21 protein-coding genes are annotated in these 21308 nt (G+C 63.1%); 12 read left to right on the top strand and 9 right to left on the bottom strand.

Annotation, left to right across the window (positions count from 1 at the left end; genetic code table 11):
- Positions 1–78 precede the first annotated feature (78 nt).
- Positions 79–1275, bottom strand: coding sequence for a tRNA 2-thiouridine(34) synthase MnmA (gene mnmA, locus C0V73_RS01955; protein ID WP_102018306.1), 1197 nt, complete (start codon positions 1273–1275; stop codon positions 79–81).
- Between the two features lie 181 nt (positions 1276–1456).
- Here mnmA and dgcA point away from each other — a divergent pair, with 181 nt between their 5' ends.
- Positions 1457–2440: an N-acetyl-D-Glu racemase DgcA gene (gene dgcA, locus C0V73_RS01950; RefSeq protein WP_102018305.1), complete on the top strand. Its 984-nt coding sequence runs from the start codon at positions 1457–1459 to the stop codon at positions 2438–2440.
- Positions 2441–2442: 2 nt separating this feature from the next.
- Here dgcA and C0V73_RS01945 read toward each other — a convergent pair whose 3' ends face one another.
- Positions 2443–3132 (bottom strand): hypothetical protein, encoded by a 690-nt coding sequence (locus C0V73_RS01945; protein ID WP_102018304.1) that lies wholly within the window; start codon positions 3130–3132, stop codon positions 2443–2445.
- Between the two features lie 174 nt (positions 3133–3306).
- Here C0V73_RS01945 and C0V73_RS01940 point away from each other — a divergent pair, with 174 nt between their 5' ends.
- Positions 3307–4125, top strand: coding sequence for an HpcH/HpaI aldolase/citrate lyase family protein (locus C0V73_RS01940; RefSeq protein WP_102018303.1), 819 nt, complete (start codon positions 3307–3309; stop codon positions 4123–4125).
- Here C0V73_RS01940 and C0V73_RS01935 read toward each other — a convergent pair.
- Positions 4116–5447 carry a sigma-54 dependent transcriptional regulator gene (locus tag C0V73_RS01935; RefSeq protein ID WP_102018302.1) on the bottom strand — a complete coding sequence of 444 codons (1332 nt, stop codon included), beginning with the start codon at positions 5445–5447 and terminating at the stop codon, positions 4116–4118. The two genes, C0V73_RS01940 and C0V73_RS01935, sit on opposite strands and share 10 nt — an antisense overlap.
- A complete protein-coding gene (locus C0V73_RS01930) occupies positions 5444–7276 on the bottom strand; it encodes an ATP-binding protein (RefSeq protein WP_102018301.1) in 1833 nt (610 codons plus the stop codon). Before C0V73_RS01930 ends, C0V73_RS01935 begins: the two co-directional genes overlap by 4 nt.
- A 266-nt stretch (positions 7277–7542) precedes the next feature.
- Between C0V73_RS01930 and C0V73_RS01925 the strand changes: the two genes are divergently transcribed.
- Positions 7543–8874, top strand: a complete 1332-nt coding sequence (locus C0V73_RS01925) for a dicarboxylate/amino acid:cation symporter (protein WP_102018898.1) — start codon at positions 7543–7545, stop codon at positions 8872–8874.
- Positions 8875–8953: 79 nt separating this feature from the next.
- Here the strand turns inward: C0V73_RS01925 and C0V73_RS01920 are convergent, their stop codons facing one another.
- Positions 8954–9262, bottom strand: a complete 309-nt coding sequence (locus C0V73_RS01920; protein WP_102018300.1) for a ribbon-helix-helix domain-containing protein — start codon at positions 9260–9262, stop codon at positions 8954–8956.
- A gap of 234 nt (positions 9263–9496) precedes the next feature.
- On the opposite strand from C0V73_RS01920, the gene C0V73_RS01915 reads away from it, so the two are divergent.
- The 3 genes from C0V73_RS01915 (at position 9497) to C0V73_RS01905 (ending at position 12215) form a co-directional block, all read left to right on the top strand.
- Positions 9497–9892 (top strand): VOC family protein, encoded by a 396-nt coding sequence (locus tag C0V73_RS01915; RefSeq protein WP_102018299.1) that lies wholly within the window; start codon positions 9497–9499, stop codon positions 9890–9892.
- A gap of 122 nt (positions 9893–10014) precedes the next feature.
- Positions 10015–10545: a twin-arginine translocation signal domain-containing protein gene (locus C0V73_RS01910; RefSeq protein ID WP_102018298.1), complete on the top strand. Its 531-nt coding sequence runs from the start codon at positions 10015–10017 to the stop codon at positions 10543–10545.
- Positions 10546–10643: 98 nt separating this feature from the next.
- The gene (locus C0V73_RS01905; RefSeq protein WP_102018297.1) at positions 10644–12215 is read left to right on the top strand and encodes a GMC family oxidoreductase; all 1572 of its coding nucleotides are present in this window, start codon (positions 10644–10646) and stop codon (positions 12213–12215) included.
- A gap of 77 nt (positions 12216–12292) precedes the next feature.
- On the opposite strand, the gene C0V73_RS01900 is transcribed toward C0V73_RS01905, so the two are convergent.
- From C0V73_RS01900 to C0V73_RS01890, 3 genes are all read right to left on the bottom strand, one after another.
- Positions 12293–13483, bottom strand: a complete 1191-nt coding sequence (locus C0V73_RS01900; RefSeq protein ID WP_102018296.1) for a ceramide glucosyltransferase — start codon at positions 13481–13483, stop codon at positions 12293–12295.
- Between the two features lie 83 nt (positions 13484–13566).
- Entirely contained in the window at positions 13567–14166 is a 600-nt protein-coding gene (locus tag C0V73_RS01895) for a DedA family protein (RefSeq protein WP_102018295.1), read from the bottom strand.
- The gene (locus tag C0V73_RS01890) at positions 14163–14522 is read right to left on the bottom strand and encodes a hypothetical protein (protein WP_102018294.1); all 360 of its coding nucleotides are present in this window, start codon (positions 14520–14522) and stop codon (positions 14163–14165) included. Before C0V73_RS01890 ends, C0V73_RS01895 begins: the two co-directional genes overlap by 4 nt.
- Positions 14523–14620: 98 nt before the next feature.
- On the opposite strand from C0V73_RS01890, the gene ung reads away from it, so the two are divergent.
- The 6 genes from ung (at position 14621) to C0V73_RS01860 (ending at position 20274) form a co-directional block, all read left to right on the top strand.
- Positions 14621–15313 (top strand): uracil-DNA glycosylase, encoded by a 693-nt coding sequence (ung, locus tag C0V73_RS01885; protein ID WP_102018293.1) that lies wholly within the window; start codon positions 14621–14623, stop codon positions 15311–15313.
- A gap of 155 nt (positions 15314–15468) precedes the next feature.
- Positions 15469–16743, top strand: a complete 1275-nt coding sequence (locus C0V73_RS01880; RefSeq protein ID WP_102018292.1) for an FAD-dependent oxidoreductase — start codon at positions 15469–15471, stop codon at positions 16741–16743.
- A gap of 111 nt (positions 16744–16854) precedes the next feature.
- Positions 16855–18279, top strand: coding sequence for an aldehyde dehydrogenase family protein (locus C0V73_RS01875; protein WP_102018291.1), 1425 nt, complete (start codon positions 16855–16857; stop codon positions 18277–18279).
- A 254-nt stretch (positions 18280–18533) separates the two neighbouring features.
- Positions 18534–18932: a DUF1236 domain-containing protein gene (locus tag C0V73_RS01870; RefSeq protein WP_102018290.1), complete on the top strand. Its 399-nt coding sequence runs from the start codon at positions 18534–18536 to the stop codon at positions 18930–18932.
- 93 nt (positions 18933–19025) lie between these two features.
- Positions 19026–19394, top strand: a complete 369-nt coding sequence (locus tag C0V73_RS23015) for a hypothetical protein (RefSeq protein ID WP_102018289.1) — start codon at positions 19026–19028, stop codon at positions 19392–19394.
- A 100-nt stretch (positions 19395–19494) separates the two neighbouring features.
- On the top strand, positions 19495–20274 hold the full coding sequence (locus C0V73_RS01860) for a metallophosphoesterase family protein (protein ID WP_245407852.1): 780 nt from the start codon (positions 19495–19497) through the stop codon (positions 20272–20274).
- Positions 20275–20279: 5 nt separating this feature from the next.
- Here the strand turns inward: C0V73_RS01860 and C0V73_RS01855 are convergent, their stop codons facing one another.
- Positions 20280–21194, bottom strand: a complete 915-nt coding sequence (locus C0V73_RS01855; RefSeq protein WP_102018288.1) for a DMT family transporter — start codon at positions 21192–21194, stop codon at positions 20280–20282.
- Between the last annotated feature and the right edge of the window lie 114 nt (positions 21195–21308).

Genomic DNA, 21308 nt, shown 5'->3' with positions numbered 1-21308 from the left:
AGCGCGGTTTGGCCAAAAACAGTGTGGCTTTCCACCGGCTTGAGCCAAGACCTTGGACGCGGCCCGAAAGCTCAGGCTTCAGGCCGCGACGGGGCTTGCCAGAAGCGCCTTCAGCGAGGCTTCTGCGGTGCCTGAACGTTCCGAGCGCTCGATGAAGCCGCCGCCATAGACGCGGGCGTCGGCGCCGGTTGCCGAATAGAGCACGCAAGCCTGACCGGGGGCGACGCCGGCTTCGCCGATTTCAAGATCGACATAGACGCCGCGCTCGTCGGCATGCAGCACGGCCGGGGTCGGCGGGCGGGTGGAACGCACCTTGGCGAAGCAGGGCATGCCGTCGGCTGCATCTTCTGCCAGCGTGCGGTCGCCCAGCCAGTTGATGTCGCGCAGGTAGACGCGGTGTGTCTCCAGCGCTTCCTTCGGGCCGACGATGACGCGGCGCGAGCGGGCGTCGAGATAGATGACGTAAAGCGGCTCGCCGGTGGCGACGCCCAGACCCTTCCGCTGGCCGATCGTGTAATGCAGGATGCCTTCGTGATTGCCCAGTACGCGGCCATCGAGATGGACGATGTCACCGGCCAGTGCCGCATTCGGCTTCAGCTTGTTTATGACATCGGCATATTTGCCCTGGGGCACGAAACAGATGTCCTGGCTGTCGGCCTTCTGGGCGACGACGAGGCCCATGTCTTCGGCGAGCACGCGGACTTCCGCCTTCGACATGGCGCCGAGCGGGAAGCGCAGATAGTCGATCTGCTCCTGGGTGGTGGCAAAGAGGAAATAGCTTTGGTCGCGTTCGCTGTCGATCGGGCGGAAGAGGGCGCGGTGGCCGGGATCATTGGCGAGCGGCACCGACTTCGAGCGGATGTAATGGCCGGTCGCCAGCGCATCGGCGCCGAGCTCCTTGGCGGTCGCAAGCAGATCGGCAAACTTGACCGTCTGGTTGCAGGCCACGCAGGGGATCGGCGTTTCGCCGGCGACATAGCTTTCCATGAACGGGTTGATCACGGTGTCGCGGAAACGCTGTTCGTAGTCGAGCACGTAATGGGGAATGCCAAGGGTTTCGCAGACGCGGCGGGCATCGTCGATGTCCTGGCCGGCGCAGCAGGAGCCGGCGCGATGGACGGCGGCGCCATGGTCGTAAAGCTGCAGCGTGATGCCGAGGACGTCATAGCCCTCGCGCTTCAGGATGCCGGCGACGACGGACGAATCCACGCCGCCCGACATGGCGACGACAACGCGCGTATCTTCCGGTCTCTTGTCAAAATCCAGCGTGTTCACGGGCTTCGTCTCTGTGCTTCATGCGACCGTTCATCCCGCCCATTGCGGGGATCTGAGGCAGGCTTTGCAGGGTTTTTGGCCCGCTGCCGGTACCGGTCCTTTAGTTGACGGATATAGAAAGGATTGCATCTTCGTGCAAGAGCAGCGATTCGCGGGGATTGTCCGCGGTAGGAGATTCCCCATGCCCGTCCAGATGACCGTCACGCCGGAGAGCTTTCCGATCGCTGGCAGCTTCACGATTTCGCGCGGGTCAAAGACCGAGGCGAAGGTGGTCACCGTGCGGCTGACGGATGGCGTTCATGTGGGCCAGGGCGAATGCGTGCCCTATGCGCGTTACGGCGAGACGGCAGAGAGCGTCGTCGAGGTGCTGTCCGCGCTTGTGCCTGAGGTGGCCCAGGGGCTGGACCGCAAGGGGTTGCAGAGCCGGCTGAAGCCGGGGGCTGCGCGCAATGCGCTCGACTGTGCATTCTGGGATCTGGAGGCCAAGCGTGCGGGGCAACCGGTCTGGCAACTTCTCAAGTTACAAGAGCCGAAGCCGTTGTCGGTCACCTACACACTGTCGCTGGGCACACCAGAGAGCATGCAGGCTGCGGCGGAGAAGGAGGCTCACCGGCCGCTTCTGAAGGTCAAGCTCGGCGGCGAGGGTGATGTCGAGCGTATCCGGGCAGTGAGGGCGGGTGCGCCGAGCTCTGCCATTATCGTCGATGCCAATGAGGGATGGAGCCTCGATCAATACAAGGCGCTGGCGCCCGTCTTGCTCGATCTCGGGGTGAAGCTCGTCGAGCAGCCGTTTCCGGCGGGTTCTGATGATGCGCTGCTTGGGTTGGACCGCGTTCTGCCTGTCTGTGCTGACGAGAGCTGCCATGACACAGCATCGCTGGCTGGCCTGAAGGGCAAGTATGATGCCGTCAACATCAAGCTCGACAAGACGGGCGGGCTGACGGAAGCGCTGCTGATGCGCGATGCGGCGGTCGAAGCCGGCTTCGAGATCATGGTCGGCTGCATGGTCGGCACATCGCTTGCCATGGCTCCGGCATTTCTGATCGGGCAAGGGGCGGCGTTTGTCGATCTCGACGGGCCGCTGCTTCTGGCGCGCGATCGCGAGCCGGCGATTGCCTATGACGGTGCCATCATGCCCCTGCCGCCACGTGGGTTGTGGGGCTAAAGTCACCCCTTCTGAGGCAACGGCCCGTTCTTCGCCATCCAGATCACATGCTTCTTGCCGCGCCCGGTTTTTCCGGCGCGGACGGGAATCTCTTCTGCGCCATAGCCGCAGTCCTTCAAGCGGCGCGTGAAGTAGGGATCTGGACCCTGCGACCAGACGCCGAGCACGCCGCCGCAGGTCAGCGCTGCCTTGGATTTGCGTAACCCGTCATGGGAATAGAGGCTGTCGTTCGCTTCGCGAGTGAGCCCGTCTGGCCCGTTGTCGACGTCGAGCAGGATGGCGTCGAACTGGCCCTTGGACTTCGCAATCAGTGCGCCCACATCGCCGACGTGAATAGCCACGCGCGGCTCGTCGAGGCTGCCGGCATAGATCTCGGCCATCGGGCCGCGTGCCCAGTCGACGACGGCGGGCACGAGCTCGGCGACGGTCACCTTCGCATCCTGAGGCAGGACGGCCAACGCGGCGCGGAGCGTAAAGCCCATGCCGAGGCCGCCGATCAGGATATGCGGGCGCTTGTGGGTGCCGATACGTTCGAAGGCGAGGGTGGCGAGCGCTTCTTCGGAGCCGCTGAGGCGGCTATTCATCAGCTCGTTGGTGCCGAGCATGATGGAGAATTCCGTGCCGCGTTGCTTCAGGCGCAATTCGCCGCCGCCGGGTATCTTGGCCGTGTCGAGCTGGATCCAGGGGAGCATGGTTCAATTCCTGCGCGTGGGTTTGTGGCTGCCCCGTATCACGGCGACGCCCTCAGGTTCAATGTCGCGGGCGTACCGGAGACAGAGAACGAGACTTGCGGTCTCCATCGCTTCCGGGGATAGCTTGTGGTCTCCGGCCAGATGGTCGGTTGGTGATTGCCTGAGGAGAAGCGCATGCCCGCCCCCGTGAACCCCTTCAAGAAAGCCCTCCGCGAAGACACCGGTCTCCTGACCGGCCTCTGGGTGGCGCTCGCCAATCCGCATTCGGCGGAGATCTGCGCCGGGGCCGGCTTCGACTGGATCCTCATCGATGCCGAACACGGGCCGAACGACATTCCGCTGATCGCAGCACAGCTTGCGGCCGTCACGCGCCATGCCGCCCATCCTGTGGTGCGGCTTCCGGTCGGCGAGCCCTGGATGATCAAGCAGGCGCTCGATATCGGCGCGCAGACGCTGATGATCCCGATGGTCGAGACGCCTGAACAGGCCACGATGCTGGCCAAGGCGCTGCGTTATCCGCCTTTCGGCATTCGCGGCATGGGCGCAAGCCTCGGACGCGCTTCCGATTTCGGCCGGGTGAGCGACTATGCCGATACGGCCAATGATCAGGTCTGCCTGATCGCGCAGATCGAGAGCCGGCTGGGCGTCGAGAACGCCGGAGCGATTCTGGCTGTCGACGGCGTGGATGCCGTGTTGATCGGGCCTGCCGATCTCTCCGCCGACATGGGCTATCGCGGCAAGGCGACGGTGCCGGAGGTGATGGAGACGGTCGAGGTGCTGATCGGCAAGATCAAGGCCGCGGGCAAGCCGGCGGGCATCATGACGGGCGACGCGGAGATGATCGCGCTCGCGCGCCGCGCCGGCGTGCGCTTCATGGCCAACGGCACGGATACGGGGCTGCTTGCGCGCGCTGCCGCCTCCATGGCGGCCGAGATGCGGAATACAGGCGGCGCCGCATCTGCCCCTGCCAAGGGTGCTGGCGGCTATTCGTAATCGGCGCGGTTGATGCCGTGGCGCTGGAGCTTGTCGTAGAAGGTCTTGCGCGGAATGCCGAGGGCCTCGATCGTCGAGCGGACGTCGCCTTTGTTGGCGGTCAGCGCCTCGCGGATAAGGTTCGCTTCGTGGCTCTCCATCTGCGCCGGGAGGCTAAGGCTTGGTCCCGCAGCTTGTGAGGCCTGCTTCGGCGGCGGGGTGATGCCAAGCACGACGCGTTCGGCGAAATGCGAGAGCTCGCGGACATTGCCCGGCCAGTCGTGGCTTTCGAGATGGCGTCGCACCTCGGTGGTCATGCTGGGGATTTCGCGACGGAAGCGCTCGGCGGCGCGGGTGGCGAAATGGGCAAAGAGCACAGGGATGTCGGCGCGCCGTTCCCTGAGCGGCGGGATCGAGATCGTCACGACGTTCAGGCGATAATAGAGGTCCTCGCGGAATTCGCCGCGTTCGGCCGGATTACCGAGATCGAGTTTGGCAGCGGCGACGACGCGCAGGTCCACGGGCCTCACCTCGTTGGTGCCAAGCGGGCTGACTTCCCGCATTTCCAGAACCCGCAGCATCTTCACCTGGGTGGAAAGCGGCATGCTCTCGATCTCATCGAGGAACAGCGTGCCGCCGCTGGCATGTTCTATGCGGCCGACGCGCTTCTTCTGGGCGCCGGTGAAGGCGCCCGGTTCGTGGCCGAAGAGTTCGCTTTCGATCACTGTCTCAGGAAGCGCGCCGCAATTCAGTGCGACGAAATTGCCCCTTGAGCGTCGACTCCAGCGATGCAGGAGTGTCGCCACCACTTCCTTGCCGCTTCCGGTCTCACCGGCGATCAACACGTCGACATCAGTATCCGCGATCTGCCGCAGCGTCTGGCGCAGATGCTCCATGGCCGGCGTCTGGCCGATGAGGGGCAGATCGTCCGGCGTCGTGGTGGCTGCCTCTCGCAGGCGGCGGTTTTCGAGGACCAGTCGGCGCTTCTCGGTGGCGCGGGCGACGCTCTGGACGAGGCGGTCGGCGGGGAAGGGTTTGGCGATGAAGTCGTAGGCGCCGTCGTGGAGAGCCCGGACCGCCATGTCGATATCGCCATGACCGGTGATGAGCAGCACCGGCAGATCGGGGTCGAGGCTGCGGAGGCGGGCGAAGAGTTCCAGCCCGTCCATGCCTGCCATCCGGATGTCGGTGACGACCACTGCCTCGCTTTCCCGCGACAGCTGCGCGAGGGCCTGCGGGGCGGCACCGAAATCGCGCACGGCATAACCGGCAAGCTCCAGCGTCTGGCGGGTGGCGCGGCGCAGCGCCTGATCGTCGTCAACGAGGATGATGTCGATGCTCATGCGCTGGCCCTCTTCAGGGTGATGGTGAAGGTCGTTCCGTCCTTGCTCGTATCCATGGAGAGCCGGCCGCCATATTCGGTGACAATGTCACGGGCGATCACGAGGCCAAGGCCCAAGCCTCCCTCCTTGGAGGTGGTGAAGGGGATGAAGAGGTTTTCCCTGACGTGATCCGGCAGGCCAGGACCGGTGTCGCTGACCGAGAGATCCACTTCGTCGTCCGTCAGGCGGGAAAGCCCGATGGTGATGGTGGCATTCGCTTTGTCGTCAATGGCTTCGAGCGCGTTTTGCAGGAGATTGATCAGCACCTGTTCGAGGCGGATACGCTGGCCGAGAACAGCGAGGCCTGAGGGTATGTCGGCGATATCAAGCCGGTCGAAGCTGCCGGCAAAGCGGCTCTTCAAGAGGAACAGCGCGCCGTCGATTGCGGCCTTGAGGTCAACGGGCTCGGCGGCCTGGCGACCCTTTCGGGCAAGGCCCTTCAGCTCGCCGGTGATCGCGCCGATGCGGTCGGTGAGCTCGGCGATCAGGCCAAGGTTCTCCTTTGCAGTCTCGCCATCGCCGCGATCCAGGAACGCTTTGGCATTGTCGGCATAGGCCCGGATGGTGGCGACCGGCTGGTTGATCTCATGTGCTACGCCGGCTGCGACCTGACCAAGGATCGCCAGGCGATTGGCCTGGACGAGATCCTGCTGCACGCCCTGCAGGCGGCTGTCGGTTGCCCGGTGTTCGGTGATTTCGGCCTGAAGGCGGTCGCGTGCCTCGGTCAGTTCGATGGTGCGGAGTGTAACCTGCCGCTCTAGCTCGGCTTGGGCGGCTTTCGCTTCGGCCTCGCGACGGGCGGCGCGACCGAAGCGATGGAGCAGCAGGCCGGCTGCGGCGAGCAGGGGCAGGGCGATGGCTACGAATGCAAGCCGCTCCTGCAGGATGCCGGCATCCATGGCGGCGGCGGCGGGGGTCAGGATGTGCAGCGTCCACGGTGTGCCTGGCAGAGGCAGCGCCTGGGCAAAATGCGGCTGGCGCGGGACCGTGCCGGATGTGTCGGTCGCCACCATCTTATGCCCGGCGAGATCTTCCAGCGACCAGATGGGAATGGGCAAAAGCGGCGCTTCGCCGAACTGCAGGCTCTCCCGAATCGCGATCCGCTCCTCTTGGGGGATGTCCGTCACGGTCAGGAAGCGCCATTCGGGACGGCTGGTGATCAGCACGATACCTTTGGGATCTGTCACATAGGTGATGCGGCCGGAGCGCTGCCAGTTCTGCTCAAGTGCCTCGAACTCGACCTTGACGACCACCACGCCCAACGCTCGCCCGGTCTCGTCGTTGACGCGACGCGACAGGTAGAGCCCGGGCCGACGGCTGACATTGCCCAGGGCATAATGTTCGGCGGTGCCTCGTGTCAGGGCGCCCGTAAAATATTCCCGGAAGGCGTAGTTGCTGCCGACGAAGCTGTCGGTCTGGCGAAAGTTGCTCGCGGCAATCGCGGTGCCGTCGAGGCCGACGACGTAGATCACCGAAGCGCCGGTGCCGGGTATGAGAGCCTCGAGCTTTTCGTTGAGTTGAGTGATGGTGCCTGGTGAGGGTGCACCAAGCGCTTCCGCAAGGTCCGCGTCGCTTGCCAGCACCAGCGGCAAGGTGCGCGATCGGTCTAGCGCGGTGAGCAGCAGAGCCTGCTTCAAGGCGGCATCCGAGCCCGCGTCTTCCGCCAGGGCGTCGAGTGCCGAGGCCTGTCCGCGCTCGCCGGCATAGAAGAGGCCGGCCACCAGCACGGTGATCGCAAAGGCCGCGTAGGCCAGCCAGAGAATGCGTCCGTTGCGGCGGGATTTCAGCATGGGTGGATGCCTCGGTCGGGTCGGCGATTGTGCGTGAAATCGCACTATAGCACAGAACATCTGTGCGGATAATCACACTGGTTCACGTGATGAATCAAGTGTGTTCGCCGAGAGAGTCTTGGAGATTCAATGGTTTGAACGATTCTTCTCGAACTGGCACGCGCCTTGCTGACCTTTTCTCCAAGCGGCCGCGCCGCTCCCCATTCAGATCAGCAACCGCCCGGGAGGCCGGAACTCGTTCCGTCAGGGCGATCATGGAGGAAAGCATGCATATCGATACCGCAGGGCCCGCGCCCGAGGGCCGGCAGCCCTTCTACAAGCATCTCTATGTCCAGGTTCTGGCGGCCATCATTGCCGGCATCCTGCTCGGTCACTTCTATCCCGAGATCGGCGCGCAGTTGAAGCCGCTGGGCGATGCCTTCATTAAGCTCGTCAAGATGATCATCGCGCCGGTGATCTTCCTGACCGTCGCGACCGGCATTGCCGGCATGAGCGACATGAAGAAAGTCGGCCGTGTTGCCGGCAAGGCGATGCTCTACTTCTTCACCTTCTCGACCCTGGCACTTATCGTCGGCCTCGTGGTCGCCAATGTCGTGCAGCCGGGTGCGGGCATGCATATCGATCCGGCGACGCTCGATGCCGCGGCTGTCGCGACCTATACCGAAAAGGCGCATGACTCATCGATCGTGGGCTTCCTGATGAACATCATCCCGACGACGATCGTCGGGGCGTTCGCGGATGGCGACATCCTGCAAGTGCTGTTCTTCTCGATCCTGTTCGGCATCTCGCTGGCGCTGGTCGGCGAGCGCGGCAAGCCGGTCACCGACTTCCTGCAGGCGGTCATCGCGCCGGTGTTCAAACTCGTCGCCATCCTGATGAAGGCCGCACCCATCGGTGCCTTTGGTGCCATGGCGTTCACGATCGGCAAATACGGCATCGGCTCGGTCACCAACCTCGCCATGCTGATCGGCACCTTCTACCTCACGTCCTTCCTGTTCGTGGCGGTCATCCTCGGTGCCGTCTGCCGTTACAACGGCTTCTCGATCCTGGCCCTCATCCGCTACATCAAGGAAGAGCTTCTACTGGTTCTCGGTACGTCGTCTTCGGAAGCAGCGCTTCCGGGCCTGATGAACAAGATGGAAAAGGCCGGCTGCAAGCGTTCGGTCGTCGGCCTGGTCATCCCGACCGGCTATTCCTTCAATCTCGACGGCACGAATATCTACATGACGCTGGCGGCACTCTTCATCGCCCAGGCGACGGATATCCAGCTGCCGCTCGGCGACCAGATCCTGCTGCTGGCCGTTGCCATGCTGAGCTCGAAGGGGGCTGCCGGCATCACCGGTGCTGGCTTCATCACGCTGGCTGCGACCCTTTCGGTCGTGCCCTCGGTGCCGGTTGCCGGCATGGCGCTGATCCTCGGCATCGACCGCTTCATGTCGGAATGCCGGGCGCTCACCAACTTCATCGGCAATGCGGTGGCAACCGTGGTCGTCGCGCGCTGGGAAGGTGAACTCGACCAGACGCTCTTCCATGCCGCACTCGGTGGCAAGGTTCTCGAAGAGGACGACATCCAGCCGGAACTGCAGCCGGCGGAGTAATACTTCCGCGCCGACCCAAGACGGCGATCGGAACTGAAGCGCGGCCCGGCATTTGTCGGGCCGCGCTTTTTGTTTGGCGTTACTCGGCGGCGATGATGTGGAATTCCTGGGCTGTGCCCGGATTCTGGGCCTTGCTCATCAGATAGATGAGACAGCTCGTTCTCAGCAGCGATGCGAAGTTCGACACCGAGCCGTTGATCTCAAGGGCTTCGTCGTAGAGCGTCGACAGGAAGCGGGATGTCGAGAAATTCTGGCTGGCTGCGATCTCGTCGATCAGCACCCAGAAGGCGGCCTCGAGCTGGATGCTTGTTGAATGACCACCGATGCGGACGGAGCGGTTGACCGCGCGATAGCGGCCCGGATCCTGTCCTGCGAAGACTTCACACATGGCATGCTCCTCCCTGATTTTAAGTTTTTTCGGTCTGCAGTCTTTTGAGGCATTATGTTGCGCGCCGTGGCTTCGGTCAATTTCCGTCTTTTCTAAACTGCCTCGCCCGGGTGCGAAGAATGGACACATCTGTCGGCGAAAAAAATCGCCTGCGGTAATGGGCTGCTACCAGCCTTCCAGCAAATCGCGACATCCTCTCTTCATGACATCTGTCAGCATGCGAGGAGCAGCCCATTGGCGAAAATGATCCATTCGATGATCCGCGTCCTGGAGGAGAAGCGCTCGCTCTCCTTCTACACCGAGGCCTTCGGGCTGGAGATTGCGGAACGTCTCGATTTCGAAACCTTCACCCTGATCTATCTCAGCAATTCGAAGAGCGAATTCGAGCTGGAGCTGACGGTCAACAAGGGCCGTGAAGAGGCTTACGACCTCGGTAATGGCTATGGCCATCTGGCCTTGAGCGTTTCGGATCTCGATGCCGAGCACAAGCGGCTGACCGATCTGGGCTTGAACCCGAACAAGATCGTCGAGTTCAACCGGGATGGAGCGCTTCTCGCCCGCTTCTTCTTCATCACCGATCCCGATGGCTACAAGATCGAGGTCTTGCAGCGGCACGGCCGGTACAAATGATCGGGAGGCCGGGAAGAGGAGTCCCCGGCCTTTCCTGTTTCGCAGACGGTCGGCGCGATCATCGCGCCTGCCTGGGGTGGCGGCCAAAGCCGTCGCACTTCATCTCATGGGAGGAGAATGACGTGGTTACGATACTCGACAAGACCGGGGGCATGTCCCGTCGCCAGCTTCTGAAGACGGGTGCGGCAAGTGCCGTGCTGATGGTCACCGGGACTGCGGTGATCTGTCCCGACCAGGCCTGGGGCCTGGAGGCGACTGCCCTGAAGCCGGACACGCTCGCGACGCTCATCAAGATGGCGCGCGACATCTACCCGCATGACCAGCTCGCCGAGCGCTTTTATGCTGCAGCCGTCAAGGGGCAGGACACGATGGCTGCCAAGGACGAGAAGCACAAGGCGCTGATTGAGGACGGCATCGCCGATCTCGACGAGCGCGCCGGTGCCGGCGGTTATCGCGGCCTCGGCTGGGAGGACGATCGCGTGGCAATCCTGCGCGATATCGAAACGACTCCCTTCTTCCAGGCGGTGCGCGGCGACCTCGTGGTCAGCCTCTATAACCAGAAGGAGATTTGGCCGATCTTCGGCTACGAGGGCGAGTCCTATTCCAAGGGCGGCTATATCGAGCGCGGGTTCGACGACATCACCTGGCTCTGAGCTACCCCAGACACGCATTCATCGTCGCCGGAAGGAGGCCCATCGCGGATGGGAACGGCGGCGCTTACCCAAATTGACCGATTTCCCGGGAGGAAAACATGGCAGCGCCCTATGATCTCAACGACGACAGCGTGGTCGTCATCATCGGTTCCGGTGCAGGTGGCGGCACGCTCGCCAACGAGCTTGCCCAGAAGGGCATCGACGTGGTCGTGCTCGAAGCCGGTGCCCGCATCGAACACGAGGAATTCATCAACGACGAGTGGGACAGTTTCGCCCAGCTCGCCTGGCTCGATCATCGCACGACCGGCGGTGGCTGGCGGGTGTCGAAAGACTTCCCCAACCTGCCGGCCTGGATCGTCAAGGCGGTCGGCGGCACCACGACCCACTGGGCGGGCGCGTCGCTGCGCTTCCAGGAGCACGAGTTCAAGACGCTGACCCATTACGGCAAGGTCGAGGGTGCGAACCTTCTCGATTGGCCGATCACGCTCGCCGATCTCGAGCCTTACTATGCCAAGGCCGAAGACAAGATGGGCGTGACCCGTACCAACGGCATCGAAGGGCTGCCTGGCAACAACAACTTCAAGATCCTGAAAGCCGGTGCCGACAAGCTCGGCTACAAGGAATGTCATACCGGCAACATGGCGATCAACTCGGCCGATCGCGATGATCGCATGAGCTGTCAGCAGACCGGCTTCTGCTTCCAGGGCTGTAAATGGGGCGCCAAGTGGTCGACGCTCTACACGGAAATCCCGAAGGGCGAAGCGACCGGTAAACTGGAAGTACGTCCGCAGTCGCATGTCATCAAGATCGAGCATGACGCCAATGGCAAGGTAAATGCCGTCGTCTATGCCGACAAGGACGGCAACATGAAGAGCCAGAAGGCGCGCATCGTCTGCGTTGCAGGCAACTCGATCGAAAGCCCGCGCCTGCTTCTGAACTCCGCCTCGTCGAAGTTCCCGGATGGTCTTGCCAATTCCTCCGGCCAGGTCGGCAAGAACTACATGCGCCATACCACGGGTTCGGTCTATGCCGTCTTCGACAAGCCGGTGCACTTCTACCGCGGCACGACCATGGCCGGCATTATCCGCGACGAAGCCCGTCACGATCCGTCGCGCGGTTTCGTCGGTGGCTACGAGCTGGAAACGCTCGCACTTGGTCTGCCCTTCATGGCGGCCTTCCTCGACCCAGGCGGCTGGGGCCGTTCGTTTACCTCGGCGCTCGACAACTACGCGAATATGGCCGGTCTCTGGATCGTCGGTGAAGACATGCCGCAGGAGCAGAATGCGGTGAAGCTGCATGCCGAGCTGAAGGACAAATACGGGATGCCGATCCCGGATGTCTGGTTCACCGACCACCCGAACGACGAGGCGATGCGCAACCATGCCTACAAGCAGGGTGTGGCAATCTACGAGGCGGTCGGGGCAACCCGCGCCTTCCCGACGCCGCCTTATCCGTCGACCCACAATCTTGGCACCAACCGCATGAGCGAGAAGGCGCAGGATGGTGTGGTCAACAAGTGGGGCCAGACCCACGACATCAGCAACCTCTTCGTCTCCGATGGCAGCCAGTTCACCACCGGAGCAGCCGAGAATCCGACCCTGACGATCGTTTCTCTTGCGATCCGCCAGGCGGATTACATCGCCGAACAGATGGGCCAAGGCACGATCTGAGCGGCAAGACTACCTCCCTCCTGCGGGCAGCGATCGCGACGAGCGGTCCTGCCCGCTTTTTCGTGGGAAGGCGAGGTTCAGTGGCTCCGGGCGGCGACGAGCGCGCGCGCCTTGTCGCGGGTGCGGGCCACAGCCTGGCGCAGACGGGCGGTGCGGCCATTGTCGTTGTCCGCAACCGTCATCGCATTGCCGCGCCATTCGAAGCCACTGCCGAACCAGGCGGCGATGAAGAGGACCGGCAACAGCAGATCGCGGGTGACCATGGTCGGCAGCATGCGCCAGCCGCCTGGCCAGCCATAGGCCCGGGCGAGTACGAGTTCGCCGGCATACCAGAGAGCAAGATAGGCAAGCGGAGCGAGCGGCGGCAGAAGGCCGATTGCGGAAAGCGCGATCGTCGCGGCTGCGGGCAGGGCGGCACCGGTGAAGATCTCCGGCAGGAAGTAAAGCGGGAAAGAGGCACGGCGCAGGCGTGCCCAGCGCAGCTGCCGCTTCCAGACGGGCGTGATCTTGCGGGCGCCCAGCGGCTGCGGGAAGGGCTCATGCACGAGCCGGACCTTGAGACCCGCACTGCGGATCAGAAGCGTGGCAGCGGCGTCTTCGGCGACCTCGTCGCCGAGGCGCTCAAAGCCTCCGAGCTTGGTGATCAGCTGACGATTGAAGAGCATCGACTTGCCTTGCGCAAAGCCGAAGCCGAGGGCATCGGCAAAGAGCTGCCAGCGGGCCTGGAAACTGTCGAGCCAGGCGCTTTCGAGGCAGGCGCCGAAGTTTTCCGGCTCGGTACCGGCCGGTGGCGAGCAGACGAGGCCGGTCTGGCCGTCCCAGCGCGCCATCATCTTCTCGAAAATGTCTGATGGCATCAGCACGTTGCTGTCGGTCATGACGATCCAGTCATGGCGGGCGGAGCGCCAGCCCTTGACCACGTTGTTCAGCTTCGGATTAGCGCTGAACAGGTCTTCGCCGACCAGGAGCCGCGCCTGCGTCTGCGGATGTTCGGCCATCAGGCGGCGCACAAGCGACGCCGCGGGATCATCCGCCTTGGCGACGCAGAAGAGGATTTCGTATGTGGGCCAGTCGAGGCGAAAGGATGAGGCGAGGCAGCGCTCGAGATTGTTTTCCAGGCCACAGACCGGGCGGATCAGCGTGACCGGCGGACGGGGTGACGGCGTCTTCTCGCTATTGCGGTGGCGCTGCTTGACGGAGATGACGAAGGCGATGCTTGCAAGTTGAACCAGAAGCGCGATCGCTGCGAACCAGATCAGAAATGTCATGGCGAGTCTCCGGATTTTCCGTTCCGGATAGCACCGCTGTGTGACAGTTCGGCGAAGCCCAGTATTCGGACGCCGCGGGATCGTCAGTCCTTGGCTCTCACGGCCTGCAGCAGCTTGTAGCCGAGGATCGCGGCGACCGCGCCGGCCGCCAGAAAGCCGCTGATGCTGCCGCTGATCTCGGCGATCTGGGTGACGCTGTCGCTGAAGGTGGCGCCGAGGCCAGTATAGAGGCCGACCCAGACGGCTTCTCCGAGGATGCTGGCCAGCGTGAAGCGCACCCACGAAAAACCGGAGGCCCCCGCCATCAGGTTGAGATAGGGGCCGAGCGGCGACAGAAGCCAGCGCGTGAGAAAGACCGCGACATTGCCGCGCTCGTCCATTTCCCGTTCCGCCCGCTCGATCGCCTTTCGGCGCGCAGGATTGCGGGCGACGATCGGCACCAGTCGCCGCCCGGCTGTGCGGCCGAGGATATAGCCGAGCTGGTCGCCGCCGACAGCGCAGGCCAGTGCCACGGCGATGACGATCCAAAGGGTGAAGTCGCCGGCGGCGGCAAGCGCGCCCATGAGCATCATGACGATCGAGGCGGGCAGTGGCGCGCCGAGGCAGCTCACGCAGACGACAATGCCGAGCAGCGAGAGCCCATAGGATGGAAGCGACGCGAGCAGCGTCTCCGTCAGGGTCATTTCGGCGGACCCAGACGGCGGAGCTCTGCAAGGGAGGCCTCGATCTCCGCCTTGAACTCGTCGAAGTCCTGGCCACGGTCTTCGGCCAGCCGCTCCAGTGAGGGGCGCGGGCCATCCTTTGGCGGTGGCGGCAGGTCGAGGTCGCGGGCGAGCTTCTCGACGGGCACATGCCAGGAATGGGCGACATAGCCGATCGTCATCCAGGGTTCGGGCGGCAGGTCCTGGCGGGCCGGATCGCTCCAGTAGGCGACAAAGAAGATCGTCCGTCCGGCGAAGAAGAGCGCAAGCGCCATGGCCAGCAGGAAGGCGGAGGTGAGGATGCGGTGACGGCGCCACAGTCTGAGGAAGGGCTTCACGGTTCTCTTGTGTGCTCCGTTTGTCTCAAGGTTGACAGATCCCGGCCTGCAGCTTCTATCGTCCGCATCCATGTAAGCGAGAACGCGGAGCAGCGGCAATGGCGGATGCGGAAGTCAGGCTCGAAGACAGCTGGAAAGCGGTGCTGGGTGCGGAGTTCAGCCGTCCTTATATGGGCGAGCTCAAGGCCTTCCTGCAGCGGGAGAAGGCTGACGGCAAGCAGATCTTTCCGAAAGGGTCTGAGTATTTTCGCGCACTCGATCTAACGCCCCTCGATGAGGTGAAGGTCGTCATCCTCGGTCAGGATCCCTATCACGGGGCAGGGCAGGCGCATGGCTTGTGCTTCAGCGTGCAGCCCGGCGTGCGCATTCCGCCCTCGCTGGTGAACATCTACAAGGAGATGCAGACCGATCTGGGCATTCCGCCGGCCCGGCATGGCTTTCTCGAACATTGGGCAAGGCAGGGCGTACTGCTGCTCAACAGCGTGCTGACGGTTGAAGAAGCGCGAGCCGCCTCGCATCAGGGGCAAGGCTGGGAGCAGTTCACCGATGCGGTGATCCGCGCGGTCAACGAGGAGTGCGAGCATGTCGTCTTCATGCTCTGGGGATCCTACGCGCAGAAGAAGGCGGCCTTTGTCGACCGGTCGCGGCATCTGGTGCTCAAGGCGCCACATCCTTCGCCTCTGTCAGCGCATAACGGCTTCTTCGGTTCCCGGCATTTCTCCCAGGCGAACGAATATCTCGTTTCACAGGGCAGAAACGCCATTGATTGGCAATTGCCCGAAACACCCTAGCGTCTCTTCATAAAGTCTTATTCTTGTTCTTCTTAAGTAAGGAGATCATCATTCTACCGTTGCGCCAAAATACAGCCTGACGTTTATTGTCTATTTCGGTGACGCCATGCAGATTGCGTGCCGATCTTTTTAATCGCGACGCAGGTCTAAGCTTCATGCAGTCCCCCGTAACGGTCTCGCCTGTGTGGCGACGACCCGTTTCACCGATCGTCTGTCGGTTTGCCGATGATGCCGTCGACCTCGTGGTCGTCGGTGCGGGTTATCAGGGGCTGTCGACCGCATTTCATGCTGCACGGGCGGGCTTGTCGGTGCAGGTGATCGAGGCCGGAGACATCGGCGCCGGCGCATCGGGTGTCAATGGCGGTCAGGTGATCCCGGGGCTGAAGCAGGATCCCGAGACGCTTATCTCCCTGTTCGGTGAGGCGGCGGGGCAGAAGCTGACGCGGTTCGCGGCAAAGACCGCCGATACCGTCTTCGACCTAATTGCGCGGGAAGGGCTCGATGTCGACCACATGCGCTGCGGCTGGATCCAGGCAGCTCATACCGAGACCGCCATGCAGGCGGCCATGCAGCGCAATCGCCAATGGCGCGCGCAAGGGGCCGATGTCGCGCTGCTCAATCCGGCGGAGATCGCGCTGCTGACCGGTGCCGAAGGCTATCGTGGTGGCTTCCTCGATCGACGGGCAGGCGTCGTCAATCCGCTTGCTCTCGTGCATGAGCTGGCGAGGATCGCGACGGAGGCCGGCGCGGGGCTCGTCACACATGATCCGGTGACAGAGCTTGTCCGTGACGGGACCGTCTGGCGCGTGGTGACCGCGAGCGGACGTATGCTTCGGGCCAAAAAGGTGCTCGTCGCGACGAATGCCTATTCCGGTCGGCTCGTCCCCAAGCTTGCCCAAAGTCTCGTCTGGCTTCACTCTTTCCAGATCGCCACCGAGCCGCTGCCGGCGGAGTTCGACCTCGTTCTGCCGAGTGGCCAGGCGGTTTCGGATAGCCGCCGGATACTCGTCTATTATCGCCGCAGTCCGGATGGGCGTCTGGTGCTGGGCGGTCGCGGTCCGATGCGCCAGCCCCGCTCGGAGGAAGACTGGGCGCATTTGGAGCGGGCGCTGCACCGGGTCTATCCGATGCTTTCAGGCGTCCGGATTTCGCATCGCTGGTTCGGTCGGGTCGCCATGACGTCGGATCATCTGCCGCATCTGCACGAGCCGGAGCCCGGCCTCGTCATCGCCGCTGGTTGCCAGGGGCGCGGCATCGGGCTGATGGTATCGCTCGGCGAGCCGCTTGCGCGATACCTTGCGGGTGGCGATCCCTCCGTCCTTCCGCTGCCGATCACCCCCATTCATGCCATACCGTTGCACCCATTCAGGCGATTGGGCGTTGCTGCCCATGTTGCCTGGTACAGGTTGCTCGATGGCCTGGAACGCTGATCTCCCCATTCTGGTTGGGGAAAGGCGGTCCGCATCCCCTTGCGTGCTTGCCGAGTTCCTGCATGTGGCGAATAGTGCCGAAGCATCACCCCTTTCTCCGTCGGAGCCCGCATGTCCAAGTATCTTAAGTTCTTCATCGACGGTGCGTGGGTCGACCCGGTGGAGCCGGCGCTTCTCGATGTGATCGATCCCTCCACCGAAGAAGCCTTCACGACGATCTCGATCGGCAGCCGGGCCGATGTCGATCGCGCCGTCGCTGCCGCCAAACGGGCCTTTGCGACTTTCTCCGTCACCGATCGGGCCGAGCGGCTGGCTCTACTTGAGCGCATCCTTGCTGCCTACAACGAGCGTTTTGAGGATATTGCCCAGGCGGTGAGCCGGGAAATGGGCGCGCCGCTTGCCTTCGCCCGGGAATCGCAGGCCTGGGCCGGGCGGGCGCATCTCGAAACGACCATCGCCGCGTTCAAATCCTTCGAATTCTCCCAGCAGCGCGGCACGACCCGCATCGTCCGGGAGCCGATCGGGGTTTGTGCCCTGATCACGCCGTGGAACTGGCCGCTGAACCAGATCGTCTGCAAGGTTGCGCCGGCAATTGCTGCCGGCTGCACCGTGGTTCTGAAGCCCTCCGAAATCGCACCGATTTCCGGCCTTATCTTTGCGGAGGTCATGGAAGCAGCGGGCACACCGGAGGGCGTCTTCAACCTCGTCAATGGACGGGGTCCGGAGGTGGGCCAGGTGATGGCGGGGCATCCCGATGTCGACATGGTCTCCTTCACCGGCTCGACGCGCGCCGGCATCGTGGTTGCCAAGACGGCGGCGGATACGGTCAAACGCGTGGCCCAAGAACTCGGCGGCAAGTCCGCCAACATCATCCTGCCGGATGCGGATCTCGTCACGGCTGTCAGCAAAGGTGTCGAGGGCTGTTTCGGCAATTCCGGTCAGTCCTGCGATGCGCCGACGCGCATGCTGGTGCCCGCTGATCGCCATGACGAGGCCTTGCAGATCGCAAGGCAGGCGGCAGAGACCCACAAGGTGGGCGACCCGCAGGCCGAGGATACCGTGCTCGGTCCTGTGGTCAGCGAGGTCCAGTACAACAAGATCCAGCGGCTGATCGAAATGGGCATCGAGGAGGGCGCGCTGCTGGTCACCGGTGGGCCTGGCAGACCTGAGGGGCTTAACCGTGGCTACTATGTTCGCCCGACCGTGTTCGGCCATGTGACGCCCGACATGACGATTGCGCGGGAAGAGATCTTCGGACCTGTGTTGTCCATAATGCCCTACGAGACGGAAGAGCAGGCGATCGAGATCGCCAACGACACCGTCTATGGCCTGGCGGCATACGTGCAGTCGGAGGATGTCGAGCATGCGCGGCGGGTGGCGGCACGCATGCGGGCGGGCTCGGTCTATCTCAACTACCCGGACTGGGATACCGCGGCACCCTTTGGTGGCTACAAGCAGTCAGGCAATGGTCGGGAATATGCCGATTGGGCCATTCACGATTTCCTCGAAATCAAGGGCATCGTCGGCTGGGGTTGATGACCACCAGCCGGCCGTGTGGATCTGCGCCTGTAGGAGCAAGACGAGCGCTGACGTTGAGACTTGAATTCTCGTCCGCTTTACAAGTCTTCGTCTGCAGCTTGAAGTAAAGCGTAGGCCATAAATTGCACGCCTGCCTCAATTTTGTCTATTTTTCCAGTCGCTTGCAACACAGGCGCTATAGGCACTCGTGGAACAATTTCCTGTGATGCCCGTTCTTTCCGTCACTGGCAGACAACGGAAAGGATCCAGCCATGAAGACGAAGATCATTGCTCTTGGAGCCATTGTCATTGGTGCGGTGGCCTCGCCTGTTGTGGCGCAGGAAGGCACTGTTACGGGCGCTGCAGGTGGTGCCGTCACGGGTGCCATTGTCGGTGGTCCGGTTGGTGCTGCCGTGGGTGGTGTTGTCGGCGCGATTGCCGGCACCGCGATTGATCCGCCGCCGCAGAAAGTCGTCACATATGTTCAGCAGCAGCCGGTTCCGGCGCAGACTGTCGTGATCGAACGCCAGGTGGTTGTCGGTGAGCCTCTTCCGCAGGAAGTCGTTCTGACGACGATCCCTGAAGATCCGACCTATGCCTATGCGGTGGTCAACAACCAGCGCGTGATCGTCGATCCGAAGACCTATGTGGTTGTCGGCATCGTTCAGTAAGCGATCCACAAACGGATTACCCAAGACTTGCATGAAAACATGAACTAGCGGCCAGCCGCATAGCGGTTGGCGGCCCATCCAGGAGGAAATACCATGGACCAACGTCCCGATCCACGCATTGACCAGCGTCCGAATGTAACGCAGCAGACCACGTCGAGTGGCGCAACCTGGGGCATCGCAGTCCTGCTGGTTGTCGTCATCGCTGCCGGTGCCTTCTTCGTCTTCGGCGGAGGCGCAGACACCGATACCGCGACGACGCCGGCGACCAGCACGACGGCGCCTGCAGAGCCCGCGACGCCGCCTGCCGCTCCGGTAACGCCGCCTGCGACCGATACGGCTCCGGCTGCCCCGGCTGCTCCGGCAACACCGCCGGCCACCGATACGGCTCCGACCACGCCGCCGGCTACGGACACTGCTCCGGCCGCTCCGGCTCCGGCTACGCCGCCGACGACCACGCCTTAATCCAATAGGGCATACTTAAAGAGGCCAGCTCCCGTTGGGGGCTGGCCTTTTTCGTTTGGCTGGGCTTTGCTCTGAGTTATGGGCACCGAGGGGATGGATCATGATGGAAGAGCTCAGTTCCGCTGACGGCGTGCGGGCTTCACGCCTCATGGCGGAGCCGTCGGACTATGCGGCAATCTATGCCATCGGCGATGTGCATGGCTGTCTCGATGCCCTGCTCGAACTCGAGAAGCGGATTGTCGAAGATGCCGACGCCATCGATGGGCGCAAGCTGATCGTGATGTTGGGCGATTATGTCGATCGCGGACCGCAGTCAGCTACCGTCCTTTATCACCTGATCGCTGCACCCCCGGCCGGGTTTGAGCGGGTCTGCCTGCGTGGCAACCATGATGACGCGTTCCTCGCCTTCCTCGAAGGAGATCCGGCAGGTGATTGGGTCCTCGATCATGGCGCGGTGGAGACGTTTCAATCTTACGGCGTTGAGATCGACAGCGATGGCCCTCGCGCCATTCATCCGCTGCGCACCGCGATCCGGGCCGCCGTTCCGGATAGCCATTTGACGTTTCTTCGGACGCTGCCGGTCTTGCTGACCGTTGGAACGGATGTTTTCGCCCATGCCGGCATCCGGCCAGGGCGTCCACTTTCAGAGCAGAGCGACGATGATCTGATGTGGATCCGGCGATCTTTCCTGGAGCTCGGGCCAGGGCTGCCTGTCCGGGTCTTCCATGGCCACACGCCGATGCGGCTCCCGCATGTCGGGCCGGATCGGGTGAGCCTCGACACCCATTGCTATCGCACGGGCCTCTTGACCGCAGCGCGGTTGATGTCCGGCGAGGTCACGATCCTGTCGGTTGGAGGCGAGGCAGAGGCGGACGATTGATCCGGTCAGTTGGCTGGTTTGTCGGCTGCAGGCTTGTCAGCTGGCGGCTTGCCCCATTCGGCGATCGCGATGCCGCCGAGGACCAGAACGAGTGCCACGATGTGGAAGACTTCCAGGGTCTCTCCGAGGATGGTGATCGAGAGCAGAGTGCCAAAGACCGGCACCAGGTTGATGAAGAGGCCAGCGCGGTTGGCGCCAATGCCTTCGACGCCCTTGATGTAGAGGATCTGCGAGATCAGCGAGGGGAACAGGCCGGCATAGAGAATGATCAGCCAGCCGCGCGTGTCGGGCAGGATGAGTTCGCCGCGGCCAGCTTCCCACCAGAGAAGAGGCAGACAGGTGAGGGCGGCGGCGAGTGCCGGCACGGCCATCAGGCTCTTCCAGTGCACCGGCGGCTTCCAGCGCAACGAGACCGTGTAGATCGCATAGGAAATGCCGGCAAAGAGCATCAACAGGTCGCCGTAGTTCAGGGTCAGCGTCAGCAGCGTCTGCAGGTCGCCATGCGAGGCGGTGACGGCCGCGCCGACGAAGCTGATCAGGAAGCCGAGGATCTGGATCGCCGAGACCTGGATGCGGAACAGCAGGAAGTTGATGACGAAGATCAGGACGGGGATGGCGCCCTGTTCGATCGCGCCGTTGACGGCGCTCGTGTATTTCAGCGCTGTGTAGAGGAAACCGTTGAAGGCGGCATAGCCGACGGCGCCGTAGAAAATCAGCAGCTTCCAGTTGGCTTTTAGGACATCCCAGTCCTTGCGGATCTGCGGGATCGCGATCGACGCGATGACGAGGGTCGCGAGCGCCCAGCGTCCGAAGCTCAGCACCATGGGGCTGACATGGCCGAGCGCCAGCTTGCCGGCGATGGTATTGCCGCCCCAAAGCAATGTGGTGATGACGAGAAAGCTGTATGCGCGAATGGGCAAAGGCGTCTCTTCCCTGCGGGCTGGCACCGGTCGTCGAACCCGTTTCCTCCCGGTCCGGCTCAGCGCGAATTGCCTCCGAAATAGGCGAGGGGGCATGCTTTGTCACGCAAAAAG

The sequence above is a fragment of the Rhizobium sp. TH135 genome (genome assembly GCF_002855515.1).
In the GTDB taxonomy this organism is placed as follows: domain Bacteria; phylum Pseudomonadota; class Alphaproteobacteria; order Rhizobiales; family Rhizobiaceae; genus Allorhizobium.
This window is presented reverse-complemented; position numbering and strand designations above follow the sequence as displayed.

Coding starts and splice junctions, on each gene's coding strand:
- dgcA (WP_102018305.1), top strand. CDS start 1,457: ATGCCCGTCCAGATGACCGTCACGCCGGAGAGCTTTCCGATCGCTGGC.
- C0V73_RS01945 (WP_102018304.1), bottom strand. CDS start 3,132: ATGCTCCCCTGGATCCAGCTCGACACGGCCAAGATACCCGGCGGCGGC.
- C0V73_RS01940 (WP_102018303.1), top strand. CDS start 3,307: ATGCCCGCCCCCGTGAACCCCTTCAAGAAAGCCCTCCGCGAAGACACC.
- C0V73_RS01935 (WP_102018302.1), bottom strand. CDS start 5,447: ATGAGCATCGACATCATCCTCGTTGACGACGATCAGGCGCTGCGCCGC.
- C0V73_RS01930 (WP_102018301.1), bottom strand. CDS start 7,276: ATGCTGAAATCCCGCCGCAACGGACGCATTCTCTGGCTGGCCTACGCG.
- C0V73_RS01925 (WP_102018898.1), top strand. CDS start 7,543: ATGCATATCGATACCGCAGGGCCCGCGCCCGAGGGCCGGCAGCCCTTC.
- C0V73_RS01920 (WP_102018300.1), bottom strand. CDS start 9,262: ATGTGTGAAGTCTTCGCAGGACAGGATCCGGGCCGCTATCGCGCGGTC.
- C0V73_RS01905 (WP_102018297.1), top strand. CDS start 10,644: ATGGCAGCGCCCTATGATCTCAACGACGACAGCGTGGTCGTCATCATC.
- C0V73_RS01900 (WP_102018296.1), bottom strand. CDS start 13,483: ATGACATTTCTGATCTGGTTCGCAGCGATCGCGCTTCTGGTTCAACTT.
- C0V73_RS01895 (WP_102018295.1), bottom strand. CDS start 14,166: ATGACCCTGACGGAGACGCTGCTCGCGTCGCTTCCATCCTATGGGCTC.
- ung (WP_102018293.1), top strand. CDS start 14,621: ATGGCGGATGCGGAAGTCAGGCTCGAAGACAGCTGGAAAGCGGTGCTG.
- C0V73_RS01880 (WP_102018292.1), top strand. CDS start 15,469: ATGCAGTCCCCCGTAACGGTCTCGCCTGTGTGGCGACGACCCGTTTCA.
- C0V73_RS01875 (WP_102018291.1), top strand. CDS start 16,855: ATGTCCAAGTATCTTAAGTTCTTCATCGACGGTGCGTGGGTCGACCCG.
- C0V73_RS01870 (WP_102018290.1), top strand. CDS start 18,534: ATGAAGACGAAGATCATTGCTCTTGGAGCCATTGTCATTGGTGCGGTG.
- C0V73_RS23015 (WP_102018289.1), top strand. CDS start 19,026: ATGGACCAACGTCCCGATCCACGCATTGACCAGCGTCCGAATGTAACG.
- C0V73_RS01860 (WP_245407852.1), top strand. CDS start 19,495: ATGATGGAAGAGCTCAGTTCCGCTGACGGCGTGCGGGCTTCACGCCTC.